The sequence below is a fragment of the Ktedonobacter robiniae genome, from assembly GCF_016587375.1.
Lineage (GTDB): Bacteria > Chloroflexota > Ktedonobacteria > Ktedonobacterales > Ktedonobacteraceae > Ktedonobacter > Ktedonobacter robiniae.
This window is the reverse complement of record NZ_BNJG01000002.1, coordinates 826287-843919: the sequence shown is the minus strand read 5'-3', so window position 1 is coordinate 843919 and position 17633 is coordinate 826287. Positions and strand designations below refer to the sequence as shown.

General features: G+C 54.1%; 15 protein-coding genes. 10 read left to right on the top strand and 5 right to left on the bottom strand.

Annotation, left to right across the window (positions count from 1 at the left end; translation table 11 throughout):
• Positions 1 to 76: 76 nt before the first annotated feature.
• Genes JMJ04_RS24265 through JMJ04_RS24255 form a run of 3 tightly spaced genes read left to right on the top strand, consistent with a single transcriptional unit; the run spans position 77 to position 2684 of the window.
• Positions 77 to 1225 carry a helix-turn-helix domain-containing protein gene (locus tag JMJ04_RS24265; RefSeq protein WP_201373003.1) on the top strand — a complete coding sequence of 383 codons (1149 nt, stop codon included), beginning with the start codon at positions 77 to 79 and terminating at the stop codon, positions 1223 to 1225.
• Positions 1129 to 1821, top strand: coding sequence for a tetratricopeptide repeat protein (locus JMJ04_RS24260; RefSeq protein ID WP_476630027.1), 693 nt, complete (start codon positions 1129 to 1131; stop codon positions 1819 to 1821). The genes JMJ04_RS24265 and JMJ04_RS24260 overlap by 97 nt, the downstream gene beginning before the upstream one ends.
• Positions 1815 to 2684 (top strand): tetratricopeptide repeat protein, encoded by an 870-nt coding sequence (locus JMJ04_RS24255; protein WP_201373001.1) that lies wholly within the window; start codon positions 1815 to 1817, stop codon positions 2682 to 2684. Before JMJ04_RS24260 ends, JMJ04_RS24255 begins: the two co-directional genes overlap by 7 nt.
• 69 nt (positions 2685 to 2753) lie before the next feature.
• Here JMJ04_RS24255 and JMJ04_RS48850 read toward each other — a convergent pair whose 3' ends face one another.
• Entirely contained in the window at positions 2754 to 3023 is a 270-nt protein-coding gene (locus JMJ04_RS48850; RefSeq protein ID WP_420799499.1) for a substrate-binding domain-containing protein, read from the bottom strand.
• Positions 2972 to 3823, bottom strand: a complete 852-nt coding sequence (locus JMJ04_RS24250; protein WP_268887370.1) for a LacI family DNA-binding transcriptional regulator — start codon at positions 3821 to 3823, stop codon at positions 2972 to 2974. The genes JMJ04_RS48850 and JMJ04_RS24250 overlap by 52 nt, the downstream gene beginning before the upstream one ends.
• 458 nt (positions 3824 to 4281) lie before the next feature.
• On the opposite strand from JMJ04_RS24250, the gene JMJ04_RS24245 reads away from it, so the two are divergent.
• The 7 genes from JMJ04_RS24245 (at position 4282) to JMJ04_RS24215 (ending at position 13994) form a co-directional block, all read left to right on the top strand.
• Positions 4282 to 5286, top strand: coding sequence for a hydroxyacid dehydrogenase (locus JMJ04_RS24245; protein WP_201373000.1), 1005 nt, complete (start codon positions 4282 to 4284; stop codon positions 5284 to 5286).
• A 134-nt stretch (positions 5287 to 5420) separates the two neighbouring features.
• Complete coding sequence (locus JMJ04_RS24240; protein ID WP_201372999.1) at positions 5421 to 6860, top strand: ABC transporter substrate-binding protein; 1440 nt, start codon at positions 5421 to 5423, stop codon at positions 6858 to 6860.
• Between the two features lie 119 nt (positions 6861 to 6979).
• Positions 6980 to 7981: a carbohydrate ABC transporter permease gene (locus JMJ04_RS24235; RefSeq protein WP_201372998.1), complete on the top strand. Its 1002-nt coding sequence runs from the start codon at positions 6980 to 6982 to the stop codon at positions 7979 to 7981.
• Entirely contained in the window at positions 7978 to 8829 is an 852-nt protein-coding gene (locus JMJ04_RS24230) for a carbohydrate ABC transporter permease (protein ID WP_201372997.1), read from the top strand. Before JMJ04_RS24235 ends, JMJ04_RS24230 begins: the two co-directional genes overlap by 4 nt.
• Before the next feature lie 35 nt (positions 8830 to 8864).
• Positions 8865 to 11234: a glycoside hydrolase family 2 TIM barrel-domain containing protein gene (locus JMJ04_RS24225; RefSeq protein ID WP_201372996.1), complete on the top strand. Its 2370-nt coding sequence runs from the start codon at positions 8865 to 8867 to the stop codon at positions 11232 to 11234.
• Between the two features lie 2 nt (positions 11235 to 11236).
• Positions 11237 to 12055 carry a sugar phosphate isomerase/epimerase family protein gene (locus JMJ04_RS24220; protein ID WP_201372995.1) on the top strand — a complete coding sequence of 273 codons (819 nt, stop codon included), beginning with the start codon at positions 11237 to 11239 and terminating at the stop codon, positions 12053 to 12055.
• Positions 12056 to 12137: 82 nt separating this feature from the next.
• On the top strand, positions 12138 to 13994 hold the full coding sequence (locus JMJ04_RS24215; protein ID WP_201372994.1) for a cellulose binding domain-containing protein: 1857 nt from the start codon (positions 12138 to 12140) through the stop codon (positions 13992 to 13994).
• An 81-nt stretch (positions 13995 to 14075) separates the two neighbouring features.
• On the opposite strand, the gene JMJ04_RS24210 is transcribed toward JMJ04_RS24215, so the two are convergent.
• Genes JMJ04_RS24210 through JMJ04_RS24200 form a run of 3 tightly spaced genes read right to left on the bottom strand, consistent with a single transcriptional unit; the run spans position 14076 to position 17415 of the window.
• Positions 14076 to 15497, bottom strand: coding sequence for an ABC transporter substrate-binding protein (locus JMJ04_RS24210; protein WP_201372993.1), 1422 nt, complete (start codon positions 15495 to 15497; stop codon positions 14076 to 14078).
• Between the two features lie 53 nt (positions 15498 to 15550).
• Entirely contained in the window at positions 15551 to 16408 is an 858-nt protein-coding gene (locus JMJ04_RS24205; protein ID WP_201372992.1) for a carbohydrate ABC transporter permease, read from the bottom strand.
• Positions 16405 to 17415, bottom strand: a complete 1011-nt coding sequence (locus JMJ04_RS24200; RefSeq protein WP_201372991.1) for a carbohydrate ABC transporter permease — start codon at positions 17413 to 17415, stop codon at positions 16405 to 16407. The genes JMJ04_RS24205 and JMJ04_RS24200 overlap by 4 nt, the downstream gene beginning before the upstream one ends.
• Positions 17416 to 17633 lie beyond the last annotated feature (218 nt).

Sequence of the window (17633 nt, the reverse complement as noted above, 5' to 3'; positions counted from 1 at the left end):
GATTTATTTCCTTTATACTGTTCTTAGTATGATGTGTCGAGAGAACCCCCTCTCTGAGAAAGGGCAGGAAGATAGCATGCAATTTGGTGCACGTTTGCGTCAGGAACGGATACAGCGTCATCTCTCTCAGGAAGCTTTGGCGGAAGCGCTGGGCGTCTCTCCCCGCAGTATCGCTCGCTGGGAGCAAGGTCAGGCCCTTCCCCAGGCGTCTATCCGGCTACAACTCAGTCGTTTCTTTAATCTCCCTCCCAAAGAGTTTTTTGGAGAACATGAGGCACAGGTACCCCTCAAACCCCTCTGGGGTGTGCCATATCCGCGCAACCCCTTCTTTACTGGTCGGGAGGAGGTCCTGCATCACCTGCACGAGCTACTCAATCGAGAACATACCACGGCCCTCACGCAGTCCTGGGCTATCAGTGGACTTGGAGGCATCGGCAAGACCCAGATCGCGCTCGAATATGCCTATCAGTATCGTCAGGATTATCACTACATCTTCTGGGTAAGCGCAGCGACACGGGAGAGCCTGTTCGCTGACATTGTGACCATTATGGACCAATTGCAGTTACCTGAGCGAAATGAACAGGATCAGAAGAAAGTGGTTACAGCCGTCAAACAGTGGTTCGCCTCTCATCAGGAATGGCTGCTGATTCTGGATAATGCAGATGATATTACGATTGTGCCTGACTTTGTACCGACGAAACGTTCTGGACATATGTTGCTTACCACTCGTGCACAAGCATTGGGGGCACTGGCACAACGGATCGACGTTGCAACTATGGGGATGGCAGAAGGTACACTATTTTTGTTGCGCCGTGCCAAAATTGTGCCTCCTGATATGCTACTCGATCAGGTTGAGGAAGAAACACTCGCTGCGGCAGAAACTATCGTCACAGAAATGGATTTTCTCCCGCTCGCACTGGATCAAGCAGGAGCATACATTGAAGAAGTAGGATGTAATCTTTCGACCTATCTGGAACTCTACCGAACACACCGCAAAGAACTTCTGCAACGCCGGGGCACATCCCGACCGACCATCCTGAACCAGTGGCAACAACATGGTCTCTCAACTTTCAGAAAGTTGAGCAGGCTAATCCCGAGGCTGCAGACCTATTACGTCTCTGTGCCTTTCTGGAACCAGATACCATCTCGGAGGAATTATTCAGCGGGGGAGGGGCGCAATTCGGCTCGACATTACAGGGGGTCGCGACCAATGCTTTTCGGTTAAACGAAGCCATCGAGGAGCTACGCAAGTTCTCCCTCATTCAACGCAATCCCGAGACACAAATGTTGCGTATCCATCGTTTGGTACAAGTTGTCCTCAAGGATGCCATGGCGGTGGATGCTCAGCGCCAATGGGGAGAGCAAGTAGTACGAGCGACTAATGCTGTATTTCCTAAACGCATTGAGATTGATACCTGGCCCCTTTGTCGACGTTATCTGTCTCAAGCGCAGGTATGCAGTGGGTTGATCCAGGACTACGCGTTCACCTTTGAGGAGGCAGCAGCGCTTCTCTATCGTACAGCAATCTATTTACAGATGTATGCGCTCTATGAGCAGGCAGAGCCATTGTATCGGCAGGCATTGAATATCTACAAACAGATATTAGAACCAGATAGTCTCGAAATAGCCGCCACACTCAATAGCCTGGCCGACCTCTATCGCGTACAGGGAAAGTATAAGCAGGCCGAGCCGTTGTACCAACGAGCCTTAGGCATCCGAGAGCAAGCGCAGGGGCCGGAGCATCCTGATGTAGCTAACTCGCTCAACGGATTGGCCCTACTCTATCGCGAGTGGGGGAATATGAGCAAGCAGAATTGCTGAATCAGCGAGCCTTACGTATTCGAGAGCAAGCGCAGGGGCCAGAGCATCCCGATGTAGCTAGCTCGCTCAACAATCTGGCCATGCTCTTTTATGATCAGGGGAAGTATGAGCAGGCGATGCCGCTGTATCAACGAGCCTTACACATCCGAGAGCAAGCGCAGGGACCGGAGCATCCAGACACCGCCCGCTCCCTTAGCAATCTGGCCCTTATCTATCACGAACAGGGAGAGTATGAGCAAGCAGAAACGCTCTACCAGCGAGCGCTGCGCATCCGGGAACAAGTATTGGGAATGGAGCATCCAGATATCGCTCGTGCCCTCAACAATCTGGCTGTCCTCTATTTTGAGCAGAAGAAGTATGAGCAGGCAGAACTGTTGTTTCAACGAGCCTTGCACATCCGAGAGCAAGCGCTGGGAGCAAACCATCCCGATACTACTGGCCCACTCAATAACCTGGCCAGTCTTTATGTAGAGCAAGGGAAATATACACAAGCAGAGGTGATGTACCAGCAAGCTCTGCGCATCTTTGAACAAGCGCAGGGGCCAAACTCTGCTGGCATTGCTCACCCACTCAACGGATTAGCCAACATCTGTCGTGAGCAGAAGAAGTACGAGCAGGCGGAGCTGTTGTATCAACGAGTCTTACATATCCGAGAGCAAACGCTGGGGGTAGAGCATCCTGATACAGCAGAAGCGTTGCGCGACCTGGCAACCCTTAGGGAAACTCAGGGGAACAATGCCGAGGCTGTGTCTTTATACCAACGTGTGCTGGGCATCCAAAAGCAGGTTCTGGGACAACAGCATCCGAAAACGGTGGAAACTCATGAGCGCCTACGTGTTCTATTGCAAGGAATGAACGAGTAAAATGCTGCATTGAGGAAATCTTGCCTATCCAATATATCCCCCTGAGTAAAATATAGGTTTGCGGCGGTCTTAACCAGGCTGAGATGGAACCGCCGGCGAGCAGGTGCTGACTGATTGACGAATAATGAGTTGACTCGTTATTTCGACGCGGATAGGAGCGGCCTCGGGCTGAAGGGCGCGGTAGATCATACGCTGTACAGCCAGCCTCCCCATCTCCTCGCTGTTGGCGTGCAGCGTGGTAAGCGCAGGGATCAGAAGTGAGGCTGCGGGAACATCATCATAGCCGATCACAGAGATATCTTCAGGTATACGCTTCCCGGCTTCTTGTAGAGCACGCATGACACCAATTGCGCTCGCGTCATTGGCACAGAAGACTGCGCTGAAGGGGGATGCAGCCTGGAGAGCCAGGTTTGCATCATGTGATGCGCGTCATCTACCTTGAGCTGGCTTTCGAGTAGGAAGGCGGGATCATAGGGAATATGGGCCTCCTCCAGAGCTGCACGATAGCCAGCCAGGCGGCGTTGCAAGGTGCTCCTCCGCTTACTCTCAGGCTCGGTCATGTGTAGGATACGCCGATGTCCATGCTGGAGCAGGTGGCGTGTGGCCTGGAGACCTCCGATGAAATTGTTGGGAAGAAAGGTATCGACCGCCAGGTCGCGCTGCTCGGCATTAATTAGAACCACTGATGTTTTAAGGTTAAGGAGCTCTTCAATGAGCTCACGATCATCAATACTCACCAGTAAGATGCCAACCTCTGGACGTCCTCGGGCCTGGGCCAGTATACTGGCTCTATCGGCTGCGCTCTGCTCAACCACGGAATAGTTCAGTAAAATGTCATGCTGACGGCACTCCGCCGCGACACCGTCCAGGATATTGACGTGGAATGTGTGAGGGGCTTTCATCGTAGCGTAGGACGGTGTAAAAAGATGTAGCTGCTGCAACTTGCCGGGCGTTGCTGTGTCCTGGTGTCCAAGCTCCGCCGCACTTTTTAAGACATGGTCCCGAAGCTCCTCACTAATGCCTTCCACGTTATTGAGCACCCGAGAGACGGTACTGGGGGAGACACCCGCGTGTTTGGCAATAGCCCGTTGTGAGACGCGACGCATTGCCAGGAGGTGAGGGGAAGCGTTGTTCTTCATATGTCCTCTCTTTACTACTTATCCGAAAACCTGAGCGCGCGTGTCCCCGAATGGGGGAAGCGCTAGGCACGCGAGTGACGTTGGGTTTCGGAATAAGCTCTTAGAGTTGGAGGAAATTCCAAATCAGATTTATCTATGTGTATATAGCTTACGCTATTGTGAAATTATGCGCAATAGTGTTTCTGAATTTTACGCTAAATCCGCCTGAAATGCGTGCTGAGGAAATGAATTGTGGTTGAATCGAGGAAAGAAACGGAAAATTTCGCAACGTTTTCGCAACATAATGGCTTGAAAAGGTGCGAAGTTCCTCGGTATACTTGAAGTCATAGATTGCTTTATGTTGCGAAGTTGCAGCGCACTAGATCAAAGGAGAAGTTATCCCGTTACTCTACAGTATCTCATACTTACTTTTATTAGTTTGCCTCCTGTGATGTATTTCAGCGAAAGGATTCTTCTCTATGCCGCGTCTCAAAGGCATATTTATCTTGCATTCTAGCGCATACGAAGAGATATATGGGCCTGAGGTGCGCGAAGCGATTGACGAACTGATCGACGTGGTTGCGCCGCCGCAGACGGCTGAGGAGATACTCGCCCATCCCGAGCTCTTGCGCGAGGTGGAGGTGATTCTCTCTGGCTGGGGCGCGCCCCTCATAGACGAAACCTTTCTGGCGCATGCCCCTTGCCTGCGGGCCATTTTCTATGGCGCGGGCTCTGTTCGCGGCTTTGTCACGGATGCCCTGTGGCAGCGTGGCATCCTTGTAACGAGCGCCCAGGAGGTAAATGCTATCCCGGTGGCGGAATACACACTTAGCGCGATCCTCTTCTCACTCAAGCATGGGTGGCGCCTGGCCGGGCAGGCACGCCAGCAGCAGCGTTTCCCTCCACGCGATGGGGTACCTGGCGTGTATGGAGCCACGGTGGGGATTATCTCCCTGGGCATGGTTGGGCGACAGGTCCGCGAGTTCTTGCGCCCATTTCACCTGCATGTGCTCGTGTATGATCCCTATGTTTCTCCTGCTGAGGCAGCTGAGCTAGATGTCTCCCTCTGTTCTCTGGAGGAGCTCTTCCGTGAGGCCCAGGTCGTATCTCTGCACACGCCCCTGCTGCCCGAAACCACAGGCCTGGTACGTGGCACTCACCTCTCCTCTATGCAGAAAGGATCCACGTTTATCAATACGTCGCGTGGAGGATTGGTGCGGCATGAAGAGTTGATCGCGGTGCTGGAGCAGAGAAGTGACCTGCATGCGATTCTGGATGTGACCGATCCAGAGCCGCCGCAGCCGGACTCTCCGCTCTACACACTACCTAACGTTACGCTCACGCCACATATTTCTGGCTCGCTTGGCTCAGAGCGTCGCCGCCTGGGCCAGGTGATGATGGAGGAATTGCAACACTTTGTTGCGGGAGAACCACTGCGCTATGCGATCACGCGGGAACGACTCTCGCTGATGGCAACGCCATAGTTCTTGCTCAGCGCAACGTAGCCCATGTGCAATGTCGTTTTATTTCGTTCAACAAACTGATTGTGTTTGGTACTCATGCAAAAGTATCAATTTACAGCGTCGTTTGGTTCAGTTCAACAGGAAGGGTTCTTCATATGCGTCAATGGCGCCGTCTGGCATTTGTTGCCCTGATGTTGCTGAGTATGCTACTTACCGCCTGTGGTGGGAGCAATGCTCAAGCAACTATTGTCTTAAAGATCGCCGATTACTCTCCTGAACAGAAAGCGTTTCACGAAGCGGTTGCCGCCGAGTATCATCGACTGCATCCTGATGTGACCATTCAGTGGCAATCGACGGCGCAGGCTCAGTACCTGCAATCGTTGCCGCTCTCGTTCCAGAGCCACCAGGCTCCAGATATTTTCTTCTACAAGTCGCAGCTTTCTCCCGAGCTCTCCATGTCTTTTCTGCTCAAGCAGGGATGGATTCGCCAGCTCGATCCCACGGGTAATCCAGATCAGAGTTTCTTGAGCCGCTGGTCCTCTGACATGTTCCAGGAAGGGATCAATAAGCACAACGGCCAGGTCTATGGCTTTCCCTTCACCGACAATGTGATCTGGGGTCCGGGCTTTATGTTCTACAATAAGTCGCTCTTTCAGCAGGCTGGCCTTGATCCCGCCAATCCGCCCACAACCTGGAGTCAGTTTACCTCCGCCTGTCAGGCAATTAAAGCCAAGACCGGGAAATATTGCCTGGGTGTATCGCTCAAGGGGACCGATTTACAGCGCATGTGGTATCCCATCGCTGGCTCCATCATGACCGACCAGTTCTTTGACTACAAAACCGGGACCTTCGATCTTAACAATCCACAGTTGCTCCAGGCCTTCAGCTTTATTCAGAGTCTCTACCAGAAGGGCCTGGTGGCTCCTGGTGTGAACGACAAGACCTTCTCGCGCCAGCAGCTAGCCAGTGGGCAGGTGGCCATTTACTTTGATGGTACCTGGCTGCCCAGTACCTTAACGCAGCTTGGTTTCTCCGAGAGCCAGTATGGCATCGCGGCGCCTCCTTCTCCTGACAATGGCCCTCGCGGTGCCGAGGCGATCTTGAATACGCAGAATGTCTACTGGGTCAGCAGTCAGACGCAGCACGCCAACCAGGCCTGGCAGTTTCTCCAGTGGATGACTGACCCGACTGGCTTTTTTGCCAAGAACTATTTGAAGGATGGCTTTGGCACCCTGGCCTTCGCGGATAATAAATCGCTGATCACCGATCCGGCCATGAAGACCATGGAGCAGATTGCTGCCAGCGGTCTGCGTGTGAACTATCCTGAACCGTTGCTCAAATGCCCCGACCTGGCGAAGTCACAGGCTTATTCCAAGGCCGCAGGGACCCAGCCCAACGGCGAATGGCAGACCATGGTTGACGCCATTGTCAAGAATACGCCGCTGAAGCCAGGTGCCGATAAACTGGTGACGCAGCGCCAGAAGACCTTCCTCGATACGTTGCAGCAGGAGGCGGCCTCGGGCCTGAAAGTCTCGCAGTCCTGCTTCGCGTTCTCCAATTGGAACTATAACGAGAATTACACAGGTGGCTACTAGCCTGTATAATATCGATTGCCTGCGGTTGCTCGGGCGATTGCCTGAGCAACCGCAGGCGAGACCAAATCACCGCAACGTTGTTAGCATCGCCTACTCGCGATCTGAAGAGAAGGTACACAATGGGTAAAGTTATAGAATCCTCTCGCTCACTTGCTGCATCCGCCTCGGCAGGTGGAGGAAAACGTGTTCAGACGCGTGTTCGTGGCAAGGGTACAACGGGCTTCTGGATCTTCCTTTGTCTACTGCCATTTCTCCTGTTCTTTGGCGCCTTTACGCTCTGGCCGCTGCTGGCTACCGTGGTCTACTCGTTCTTTGATTGGAATGGCATTGATGCTCTCTCCGCGCAAAACTTTGTCGGCCTGAGCAATTACCTGGAACTTTGGCATGATCCCTTGTTCTGGCAGTCTTTCTGGAATACCCTGCTCTTTGCTCTGGCCAATACTGCCATTAAGCTCCCACTTTCGCTCTTTCTTGCCATTATCCTGACACGCAAGTGGCTCTGGTTTAAACGCTTTTTCCGCACGCTCTTCTTTGTGCCGATCATCCTGCCTGTTGCGCTTGCCGGACAGATCTTTACCTTCCTGCTTAATCCCTCCAATGGGGCGTTGGATAGCTTTCTGCTAGGGACCGGGCTGATCAAGCAACCTATCGACCTGCTGGGAAATGGGAACACGGCCTTGTGGACCGTTATTCTGATCTCCGTCTGGCAGATTTTCGGTCAATATATGCTCTATTGGATGGCCGCGTTACAAAATGTGCCGGAGGAACTCTATGAGTCCGCACAGATCGACCGGGCTAACGCGTGGCAGCAATTTGTGCATATTACGCTGCCCACGATCGCGCCCATGGCGATTGTGATTACGCTGCTCGGCCTCGTTAATTCGCTGCATGTCTTTGGCATTGTCGTGACCATGACCAGCGGCGGCCCTGGTACCAGCAGCTATGTACTCTCCTATTATATCTACGAGGCGGCTTTCCAGAACCTGCCTTTCCGCTACGGATATGCCTCGGCGACGGCCGTCCTGTTTATCCTGCTGGCAGCGATCTTTGTTATTATTCAGTGGTGGCTGGGGCGGGACAACACGCAGACCACGCGCCAGCTTGGTGGAGGCCGCGCATGAAATTGCTCTCACAACGGAGTGGAGGCCGCTTCCTCCGCTACAATCTGATTACGGTTACCCTGCTACTGCTGGTGGGCTTTTTCTGGGTCTACCCTTTTTTCTGGGCGATCGCGGGTGCGTTTAAGACGCAGAGCGGTCTGTTTACTTCAGGGATTAGTTTGTGGCCCAATGAGTGGGATTTCTCCAATTTCCAGCGCGCCTGGGTGACGGCTGGCTTTGGTCAGTATTTCTTCAATACGTTGCTCTACTCTACCGCCTCTACGGTGATTGAGCTGTTCAAATCGGCGCTCTGTGGCTATGTCCTGGCGCGCTATCGCTTCCCTGGACGCAACCTGCTCTATGCGCTAATTGTCGCCACGCTCTTTGTGCCGCTGGCATCGATTGTCCTGCCGCAATTCCTGGTGGTGGAGTCGCTGGGTCTACTCAATACCCAGGCCGGGGTAATCCTGGCTTTTTCCGGGGCCACGGGCGCCCTCTATGTGCTGCTCTTCGTCAACTTCTTCAAGGGCATTCCTGAAGAGTTGTTTGACGCGGCAAAGGTCGATGGCGCGGGCTTTGTGCGGCTCTTCCGCCTTGTCTTCCCGCTGGCGCGCCCGGTGATCGCAACGGTGGTAATTTTCAACTTTATCGCCACATGGAATGATTTCAATATCCCGCTGATCTATACACTGAGCGCGCCGGATCTGCGCAACCTGGCCGTGGGAATGTTCGCCTTCCAGGGCGAGAACTCTTTTGATTGGACCGGCTTTGCCGCGGGTACCGTCATCTCATTTGTGCCTGTGCTGCTGGTCTTCCTGGCCTTCCAGGGATACTTTGTACGCGGCCTCTCTGGCGCGGTGAAAGAGTGATTTAGAGAGTAATTGCTAGAAAGAAAGATAGGCGTATGCGCCATCAAGCTGCTAGATGTATCAATGAAGCGTGGCGTTTTCACCTGGGGGACCTTCTGCCCTCGGACGTGATGCGAGCTGAGGGGCAGACCTGGAGCGGGGTCACGCTGCCCCATAGCTGGAACGCCCTGGACGCGTTGACAGTAGAGGAAGCGTACCACTATACCCGCGCGGTGGGCTGGTATGTGCGCGAGTTTGAGTCGCCTGCCGCTGGACAGCGCCTCTGGGTGGAGTTTGAGGCCGCCTCGCAGCGTGCCAGTACCTGGTGCGATGGCGTGTGCCTGGGAAAGCATGCCGGGGGCTATACGGCTTTTACGGTGGAACTTCCCAGGCAGCCGCAAGAGAGCATGCCGGGAGAGTCACTGACGCTGGCGCTGCGCGTGGATAACCTTCCCGATCCCGATCTCATTCCCTCTGACATGTCGGACTTCTTCCTCTATGGCGGTCTGACGCGCAACGCCTGGTGCTATACCACCGGCTTGCGCCGCCTGGCGAGCCTGCGCTGTGAGACGGAGGTGAGTATGGAGTCAGCCACGCTCACTATCCGTGGCGAGCTGGATGCGCCGCCTCCGCGAGCGCTGCGCTTGAGCGCCCGGCTCCTCTCGCCCCAGGGCGAGCTGCTCAGTACCATCGAGGGGCCAGTTACAACAGAAAGCTTCGAACTGCCTGCTTATATTATTAAGCAACCGCAACTCTGGTCCCCAGGCCAAGCGGTCCTCTATACCGTAGAGGTGATGCTGCTGGATGGTGAGGAGGCCTGGGATGTGGTCACGGAGCGGATTGGCCTGCGCTTCTTCGACTTTCCCAAGGGCGGCCCCTTTCTCCTGAACAGGGAGCCGCTCAGGCTGCATGGTACGCACCGGCATGAGGATTGGGCGGGCTATGCCAGCGCCGTCCCTGATACCCTGTCGCGCCAGGAGTTACGGCTGATCAAGGAGGCGGGCTTTAACTTCGTGCGCCTGGGCCACTATCCGCAGGCGCGGGCGGTACTGGAAGCCTGTGACGAATTGGGCTTGCTGGTCTGGGATGAGCTGCCCTGGTGCCGGGGTGGTATTGGCGGCGAACACTTCCGCGCTCAGACTCAGGCGATGCTTGAGGAGATGATAGAGCAGCACTATAACCACCCCTCCATCGTCATGTGGGGCCTGGGCAACGAACTGGATTGGGAGAGCGAGCATCCAGATTCTAGCGATGAGAAGGTCTGTGCCTTTTTGCAGACCCTGCACTACTTTGCCCATGCCCGCGATCCTCAACGCCTGACCGCCCTGCGGCGCTTTGAGCCGGGGGCGAGCATCGTGGATGTCTATTCGCCCTCGATCTGGTCCGGCTGGTATCGTGGGCGCTATGAAGACTATGAGGCAGCGCTCAACGAGGCCCTGGCGCGCCATCCCCGCATGCTGCATATCGAATGGGGTGGCGATAGTCATTACGCCCGCTATAGTGCTGGCGAACATATCAACGCGGAAATCGATCAGGAGAGCGACCACGCCGAGCGGCCAGGTATCGCGACCGGTGTAGGTGGTCCGGCGCGTGGTAGCCGCGATAGCGACTGGAGCGAGAGCTATATTCTCGACCTGATGGAGTGGCACCTGCAAGTTCAGCTCCGTACCCCGCGCCTTGTAGGCAACGCGCAGTGGGCGTTTAAGGACTTTGGCACGCCGCTGCGGCCCGAGAATCCCATCCCCTATGTCAACCAGAAGGGCCTGCTGGACCGGGCGGGTCGACCAAAAGCGCTCTATTACCTCTTCCAGAGCTACCTGGCGACCACGCCCATGTGCTTTATTGAAGCGCCAACCTGGGCCATACGTACAGGCCAGCGCGACGCGTTGCAGCGTGTGCGCATCTATTCCAACTGCCCCCAGGTCACGCTCTTTGTGAATGGTCGGGATTGTGGCGAGCGGCGGCGCGACGGCATGGCCTTTCCTGCCGCGGGCCTGGTCTGGCATGTCCCTCTGCGCCTGGGAGCAAACGAGCTGCGTGCCGTGGGTCTCGCCGTCGATGGACAGTGCGTAGAGCATACGATTAGTGTGGAGTATCACGAGGCTGCAACGGGTCCTGGCGCCGCCTTTCAGTGGCAGATTCAGCCAGCAAAGACGGTTGGTGGTGAGGAGGGGCAACAGGTCACCATCCAGCTTGTAGACGAGGATGGGCATCCCCTTATCGAGGATCGCCGGCGCGTCTCCTTCGAACTAAGTGGTGCTGGAAGGTTGCTCGCCTGCCTGGGAATCGCCGGTGGAAGCAGCGTGATTGAGCTCGCCAATGGGCGCGCCAGTATTACCGTGCTGGCTAAGGAAGCGACTACGCTGCTGGTCAGGGCCGACCAACTTCCAGAAACACTAATTCCCATCGAGCCAGGAGATAGATAAATATGAACCTTGCATATTCTTCCCTTGCCTGTCCAGGCTGGACGATTGAAGAGGCCGCCGAGGCGGCTGCACGCTATGGCTACCAGGCCATTGAATGGCGCCTGGCGGATGGCGAGACGCTTGAACCTGACGCCTCGCCCGTGGTACGGCGTCGCCTGCGCCAGGCCTCCAGTGCCTATGGGATCGAGATTGCCTGCCTGGATAGTTCGTGTCGGGTGACGCAAGGCACACCTGAGGAGCGTGCGGCGGTGATCGAGGCCGGTCAGCGTATGCTCGATATGGCCGCTGAACTGGGCGCGCCTTTTCTGCGCGTCTTTGGCGGCGCTCTCCCTACAGGTACGACGCGCGCCGACATGCTCGCGCCCACCGCCCAGGTGCTACACACGCTTGGCGCCTATGGTGTTGAGCGCGGCGTTACCATCCTGCTAGAAACCCACGATGCCTGGACCCGGAGCGAAGATGTTCTAGACCTCACCCGGGCCGTGGCTCTGCCCACGGTCAAGGTTTTATGGGATGCCCATCACACCTATCGCGCGGGCGAGACTCCCGCGCAGAGCCTGGCGCTACTCGGAGACGAGATCGCCTATGTCCATCTCAAGGATAGCCGTTTGCTTAATGGCAAGCCGGGAGCCTGGACATATTGCCTGCTCAACGAGGGTGATATGCCGCTGCGCACGATATGTACTCTCCTCAAGCAAGGGGGCTATGATGGCTATCTCTCGCTGGAATGGGAGAAGAAGTGGCATCCCGAGATTGAAGAGCCAGAGGTCGCTCTGCCCCAGGCGCTGCCCTACCTGCGCGACCTCTGGCGGCAGGTCTGAAAGGAGGTGAGGCTTATCCACTGACAGCTGTTTGAATGTCTCTTTTCGGTTGTGTGTTTGTGCTAACAAAAGAAGGGATTCTATGAAAAGCATCTCTCGTTATCTTGGATTGGGAGTGGTTTGTCTCCTGGTCATTATGATGGGCATTTTGTCACAGTTGCCGAAGACCAGTCATGCTGCATCTTCTCCGCTGAAGGTGCAATACATGCCAGATAACACCAGCACGACGACGAATAAGCTTCAGGCGGGGCTGCAAATTGTCAATACTGGAAGCAGCAGCGTCGCGCTCAGTGGGCTTACCATGCGCTACTGGTTTACGCGCGATACTAATCAGGCCATCTCGGTGTTCTGTGACTATGCAGCCATTGGTTGTAGCAGTGTGACGGGGACGGCGGCAGCGGTAGCCCAACCCGTAGCGACGGCCGATTACTACGTCCAGGTCGGCTTTACATCTGGTATACTGAATGCCAACGCCAACACAGGCAAGATCAAGATTCGCGCCAGTAAGGCCGACTTCAGCAGCTTTACCCAGACCAACGACTACTCGTTTAACGCCTTGTTCACAGCCTTTACTGACTGGCAGAACGTCACGCTCTACCAGAACGGCGTTCTAGTCTGGGGAGTCGAGCCGACCGGCTCTTCTACGACGCCCACACCAACGCCGACCCAGACCCAAACGACAACACCCACACCGACCCAGACTACGACGCCTACCCCAACGCCCACGCCACCACCCACAAGCTTCGACCAGAGCCAGATCGACGCCGCGGTAGCCGCGCCTCTCCTGGCCTTCCCGGCGCCAACAACGGCCAATAGTGGCAGGCCTGGCGACTCGCCAACGGCGGTTTATAACGCGAAGGCCTTCTACTTCTTGGCCCTGGTGAGCTGGTATAATCCCAATGCTACCGCAACGAATGGCACCTCGGTTGCCAGTCGCCTGGCGGCCTCTATCGGCCAGCTGGTCGCGGGCGGCAACGAGCCTGATGCCAATGGTGGCCTGGAGGGCTGGGGCCATAATGATACCGCGCAGGGACTGCTGCTTGCGCGTAATGAGCCAGCGGTCTGGAACCAGTTATCCTCCACTCAGCAGGCGAAAGTCAATTTGCTGATGCAGGCGCTGGCTATCGCGGCCAACTTCGATTTCAACGACACCAACAACTTCAACCAGGACATTGATTACTACCTTGAAGGGAATCAATGTAAGTTCAACAAGTCCTACAACCCGAACTATCGCGAGGGCTACCTCAATATCATGATTGCGGCCAGCCTCTACTTTGGTCCCAGTACACTAAATACCTTCTTCACCTCGTTTGACTACACCAGCTTTAATCAGCAGTTGCAGTCCGCTGGCTTTACCAATATCCAGGCTGCCTGGGCCAATGCCCAGACGCTCTTCATGAGCGGTGGCAGCGACAATTGTAGCGGCACTGGTTCGGGCGTGCGTACCGCCTTTACCTACAACAACATTCCACTCTCCAATCCCGCCGGTATCTTTGACCAGCTGGCTATCTTCACCTACCAGGATACGGTGACCAGCACGGGTGCAGGCGGCAATGCGTATATCGCCGATAACACCACCAGCCCCTACCAGGGCCAGCAGGGCATGGAGCATGAGTTTAACTCGACCGACTCTGGTGGCGCACGCAGTGATGCCCTCTACGCCTACGAGGGCTGGATGAACAGTATTTCTTCGCGCACGGATATCACCCTCTTGAATGCCTGGGGCTGTGGCACAACCCAGACGCAGGATATACGGTTGGAGAGCGTCGGCTCTGGCGATCTCCTCTACAAGCTACAGCATGGCTATGAAGGCTACTATCTTGCCCAGAGCCGCCTGGTCAACAAGACAACGCCCTCTAGCGATGGGCCCTCTGCCAAGGGCTTCTACTTCGACCAGCAGGTCTGGAACGTCGTTCTCTCAAAGGTCCAGCCCTGCTAAAAAAGTATCCACTGAATCCGCCAAATGCCAATGGGGTCCAGAAAATGGACCCCATTGGTTATGCGCTTTTCTGGCTTTTATTTATTGGTTGGCGTCGTTGTACTCTTGTAGTGAGTCATTCGACTTCTGAACGGCACTATCCAATGCAGATTTAGCACTACTGGTTTGACCAGTGAGATAGGCATCCATTGCGGTCTGAACATTGTTACGCATCGTAAGCATGTTCCCGGTAGCCGCGCCAGCATTGTAGTAGTTAGTCTGGCTGGAGCGAATCTGGTCAAGGCCTACCTGGAACTGGGGGTACTTTGCCAGGGTATCCTTCATCGTCTGCTGATTATAGGCGGAGAGACGGGTCGGGATGTAGCCAGTGTTGGAGGACCAGTACGCCTGAGTGTCTGGCTGAGACAGGAACTTGGTGAAGTCCCAGGCTCCTTCCTGCTGTTCTTTCGTACCCTTGTTCGTGATCCAGAGAGAAGCGCCACCGATGGCGGTGCGGCCCTGGGCAGGGAGGGTCGGGCGAGGGATATAAGCGACGCCGATATCCAGCTTATTACCGTTTTTTGCCGCCGTATTGACGAAGTTGCGCATTGAAGCGACAGACTCAAAGGTCATCGCCGACTGGCCTTTGAGGAAGGCTGACGAGGAAGAGCTTGAGCCGCTCGCACCAAAGTATTTTGCTGAGCCGTCAGAAATCAACTGCTTCTCGAACTCCAGCCACTTGACGCCGGCATCGTTGTTGAAGCTGTACTGCGTCGCGCGACCCGAACGACCATTGTTGGGGGTAGCCAGGAACTGGTTGCTCGAGGCCAATGCCTGTTCAAAGAACCAGCTATAGTCATAGAAGCTAATGCCTGCACGAGTGACCTTGCCGCTAGAGTCCTTCTGAGTTAGCTTCTTCGCAGCCGCAATCACCTGATCATAGCTCCAGAGTTTCTGATTGGGGTCCAGACCTGCTGCTTTGAAGGCGTTCTTATCATAGTACATCACCATCGTCGAGGAGTTGAAAGGCATGGAGTAGAGTGTTCCGTTAATCGTGTAGTAGTTGCGGATCGCTGGCTCCAGGTCATCAACGACGCTCTGCAGATGATCGCGGTTGATCAGATCCTGCACCGGAATAATTTGCTTGGTATCGACCATGCGCTGGGTGCCGATATCATAGACCTGCACGACATTGGGAAGCTGGTTTCCGCTCAACGAGGCATTGAACTTGCTGAGGGTGTCATCATAGGATGACTGGAAGATGCCATCAATATAGTATTTATTCTGGCTCTCATTGTATTTGTTGATCAGTGTGCGCAGAACGTCACCGTTCACACCACTCAGACCATACCAGAAGGAAATTTTGAGCGTTCCTGGTTTCTGTGGATCGAGTTTGACCGCCGGGGTTGCCGCAGGCGCGGCAGGTGTGGACGCGGTATTGGCAGTGCTTGTGTTACCCCCACCACAACCAACCAACAGGATGGTTGCGAGAAGCACTAATATGATTTGTTTTGCGTAACGCATGGGAAATATGATCCTCCAATAAAAGTATTAGTATCTACACAGGACTTCAATTGTTATTTAATAATGCCCGCTGTTAACCCGCGCACGAGTTGACGATGGCCAAAGATCAAAGGTAGAAGCGTTGGAAGCACAACGATAAGCGTAGCGGCCATCTGGGTATTGAGAAAATTGACTTCACTAGAGTGAAAGATTGCAATACCAATCTGCGTAGTACGCCACGTCGACTCGTTAGTGACAAGAAGGGGCCAGTAAAACTGGTTCCAGGTCGTAATAAAGGTATAGAGACCCAACGTCGCCAGGGCTGGGCGTGCCAGCGGAAGCAGGAAGCTCCAAAGGAAGCGGAAGTGTCCGCATCCATCTAACTTCGCCGCCTCTTGCAGTTCGGGCGGAATGGTCATGAAGTACTGGCGTAGCAGGAAAATGCCAAAGCCTCCCGCAAGAAATGGCAGAACCAGTCCCTGATAACTATCTGTCCAGTTCAGGTGTAAGATCAACAGGAAATTGGGCACCAGCGTCGCTTCAAAGGGGATCATCATTGTTCCCATGACAATAGCAAAGAAGATCGGTTTACCCCAGAAATTAAGGAACGCAAACGCGTAAGCGGCCAGCGATGATGTCACCAATATGCCAACGGTGACCAGAAACGAGACAACAAAAGAATTGAGAATCCAGCGCGGCAAATCCGGTTGCTGAGCCAGAACCCGCACAAAGACTCCCCAGTCAAGTTGGGTCAGATCCGGAAGGAGTTGTGGTGTTAGAGTCTGCCCCTGCAATGCGATAGAGAACGCGAAAAGCAAGGGGAAGAGAATAATCAGCGAAACCAGCACCAATAAGATATAGGTGACGATTGTCCCCAGGCGTTTCCCAATACTGATCTTTCCCTGGGGCATTGTATTGACAATGGCACTCATCGGTAATGTACCCTCCTGCCCAGGAAGAGAAATTGCATCGCACTAAGAATGAGCAAAATGATGAACAGAATAATTGACATTGCCGACGCGAAGCCATAGCGATGATCAGCCCAGAACGATTGATAGATCGCATAAACAAAGACATTGGTCGAGCTTTCCGGTCCTGGTCCATTCACCAATACATTGAACTGTGTAAATGCTTGAAAGCACGAAAGGGTGTTAATAATCAACAGAAAGAGCAGGATAGGCGTTAACATTGGCAGTGTGATGTGGAGGAAACGCTTCCAGCGACCAGCGCCGTCCAGAGAGGCGCTCTCGTAGAGGTCCTCGGGTATAGCCTGCATACCAGCGAGCGTGATAACAAAATTGAAGCCCAGACCCGACCAAACCGACATCACGGCTATGGAGATGAGCGCAGTTGAGGCATTATTAAGTAATCCCGGCTGTGGCAAGTTCAATAAGTTGACCAACCAGGTAGTAATGTTCGTCGTTGGATCAAAGATCAGCGCCCAGATGACACTTGAGCTTGCTAGCGATATAGCAATACTAACGGTAAATATCAAACGGAAGACGCCAATACCGCGCACCTTCGCCATCGCTAACGAGGCAAGACCCAGCCCACAGACGATTTGTAGTGAGACTACAAGCAATGCGTACTCAAAGCTTATCAACAGGCTGTTCAGGTAATCATTTTCCGGGTCACTAAAATTCAGGATTTGTTGATAGTAGCGCAAGCCGACGAACTTTACAGGATCACCCAGCTCATTGGTGATGTTGAGACTGAGCCAGATGGCACGGAAGAAGGGGAAATATGTAAAAACGGCGAATACCACAAGTACAGGAGCCAGGAAGAGCAATCCCAGGCTAAATTCGCGTACCCGCCTGCCTAGATTTCTATATACCTGAACATTTATTCTTTTTCCCTCTGGTTGCTCAGATTTCGCAGATAGCTTCTCTGCTTGTAACGGGACATCTACATCCAGGTGTTGTATAGAGGATTGTTTCAACTTACCACAGATACTCCTTCTATTAGGGATAATAGCCACTTCCTTGATTAGCAAGCTTACTTAGAATAAACCTCTTGCGTTAATTTAATATTAAGTATATATAAAGTTCATGATAAATTTGAGTTAAATGATGTCATCGAAACTATATATACCCTTTTCAAAAATATACTTTAATTCAAAAAACAAAAGGTTTAAGTAGATCTTTTATCGTTTCTTCT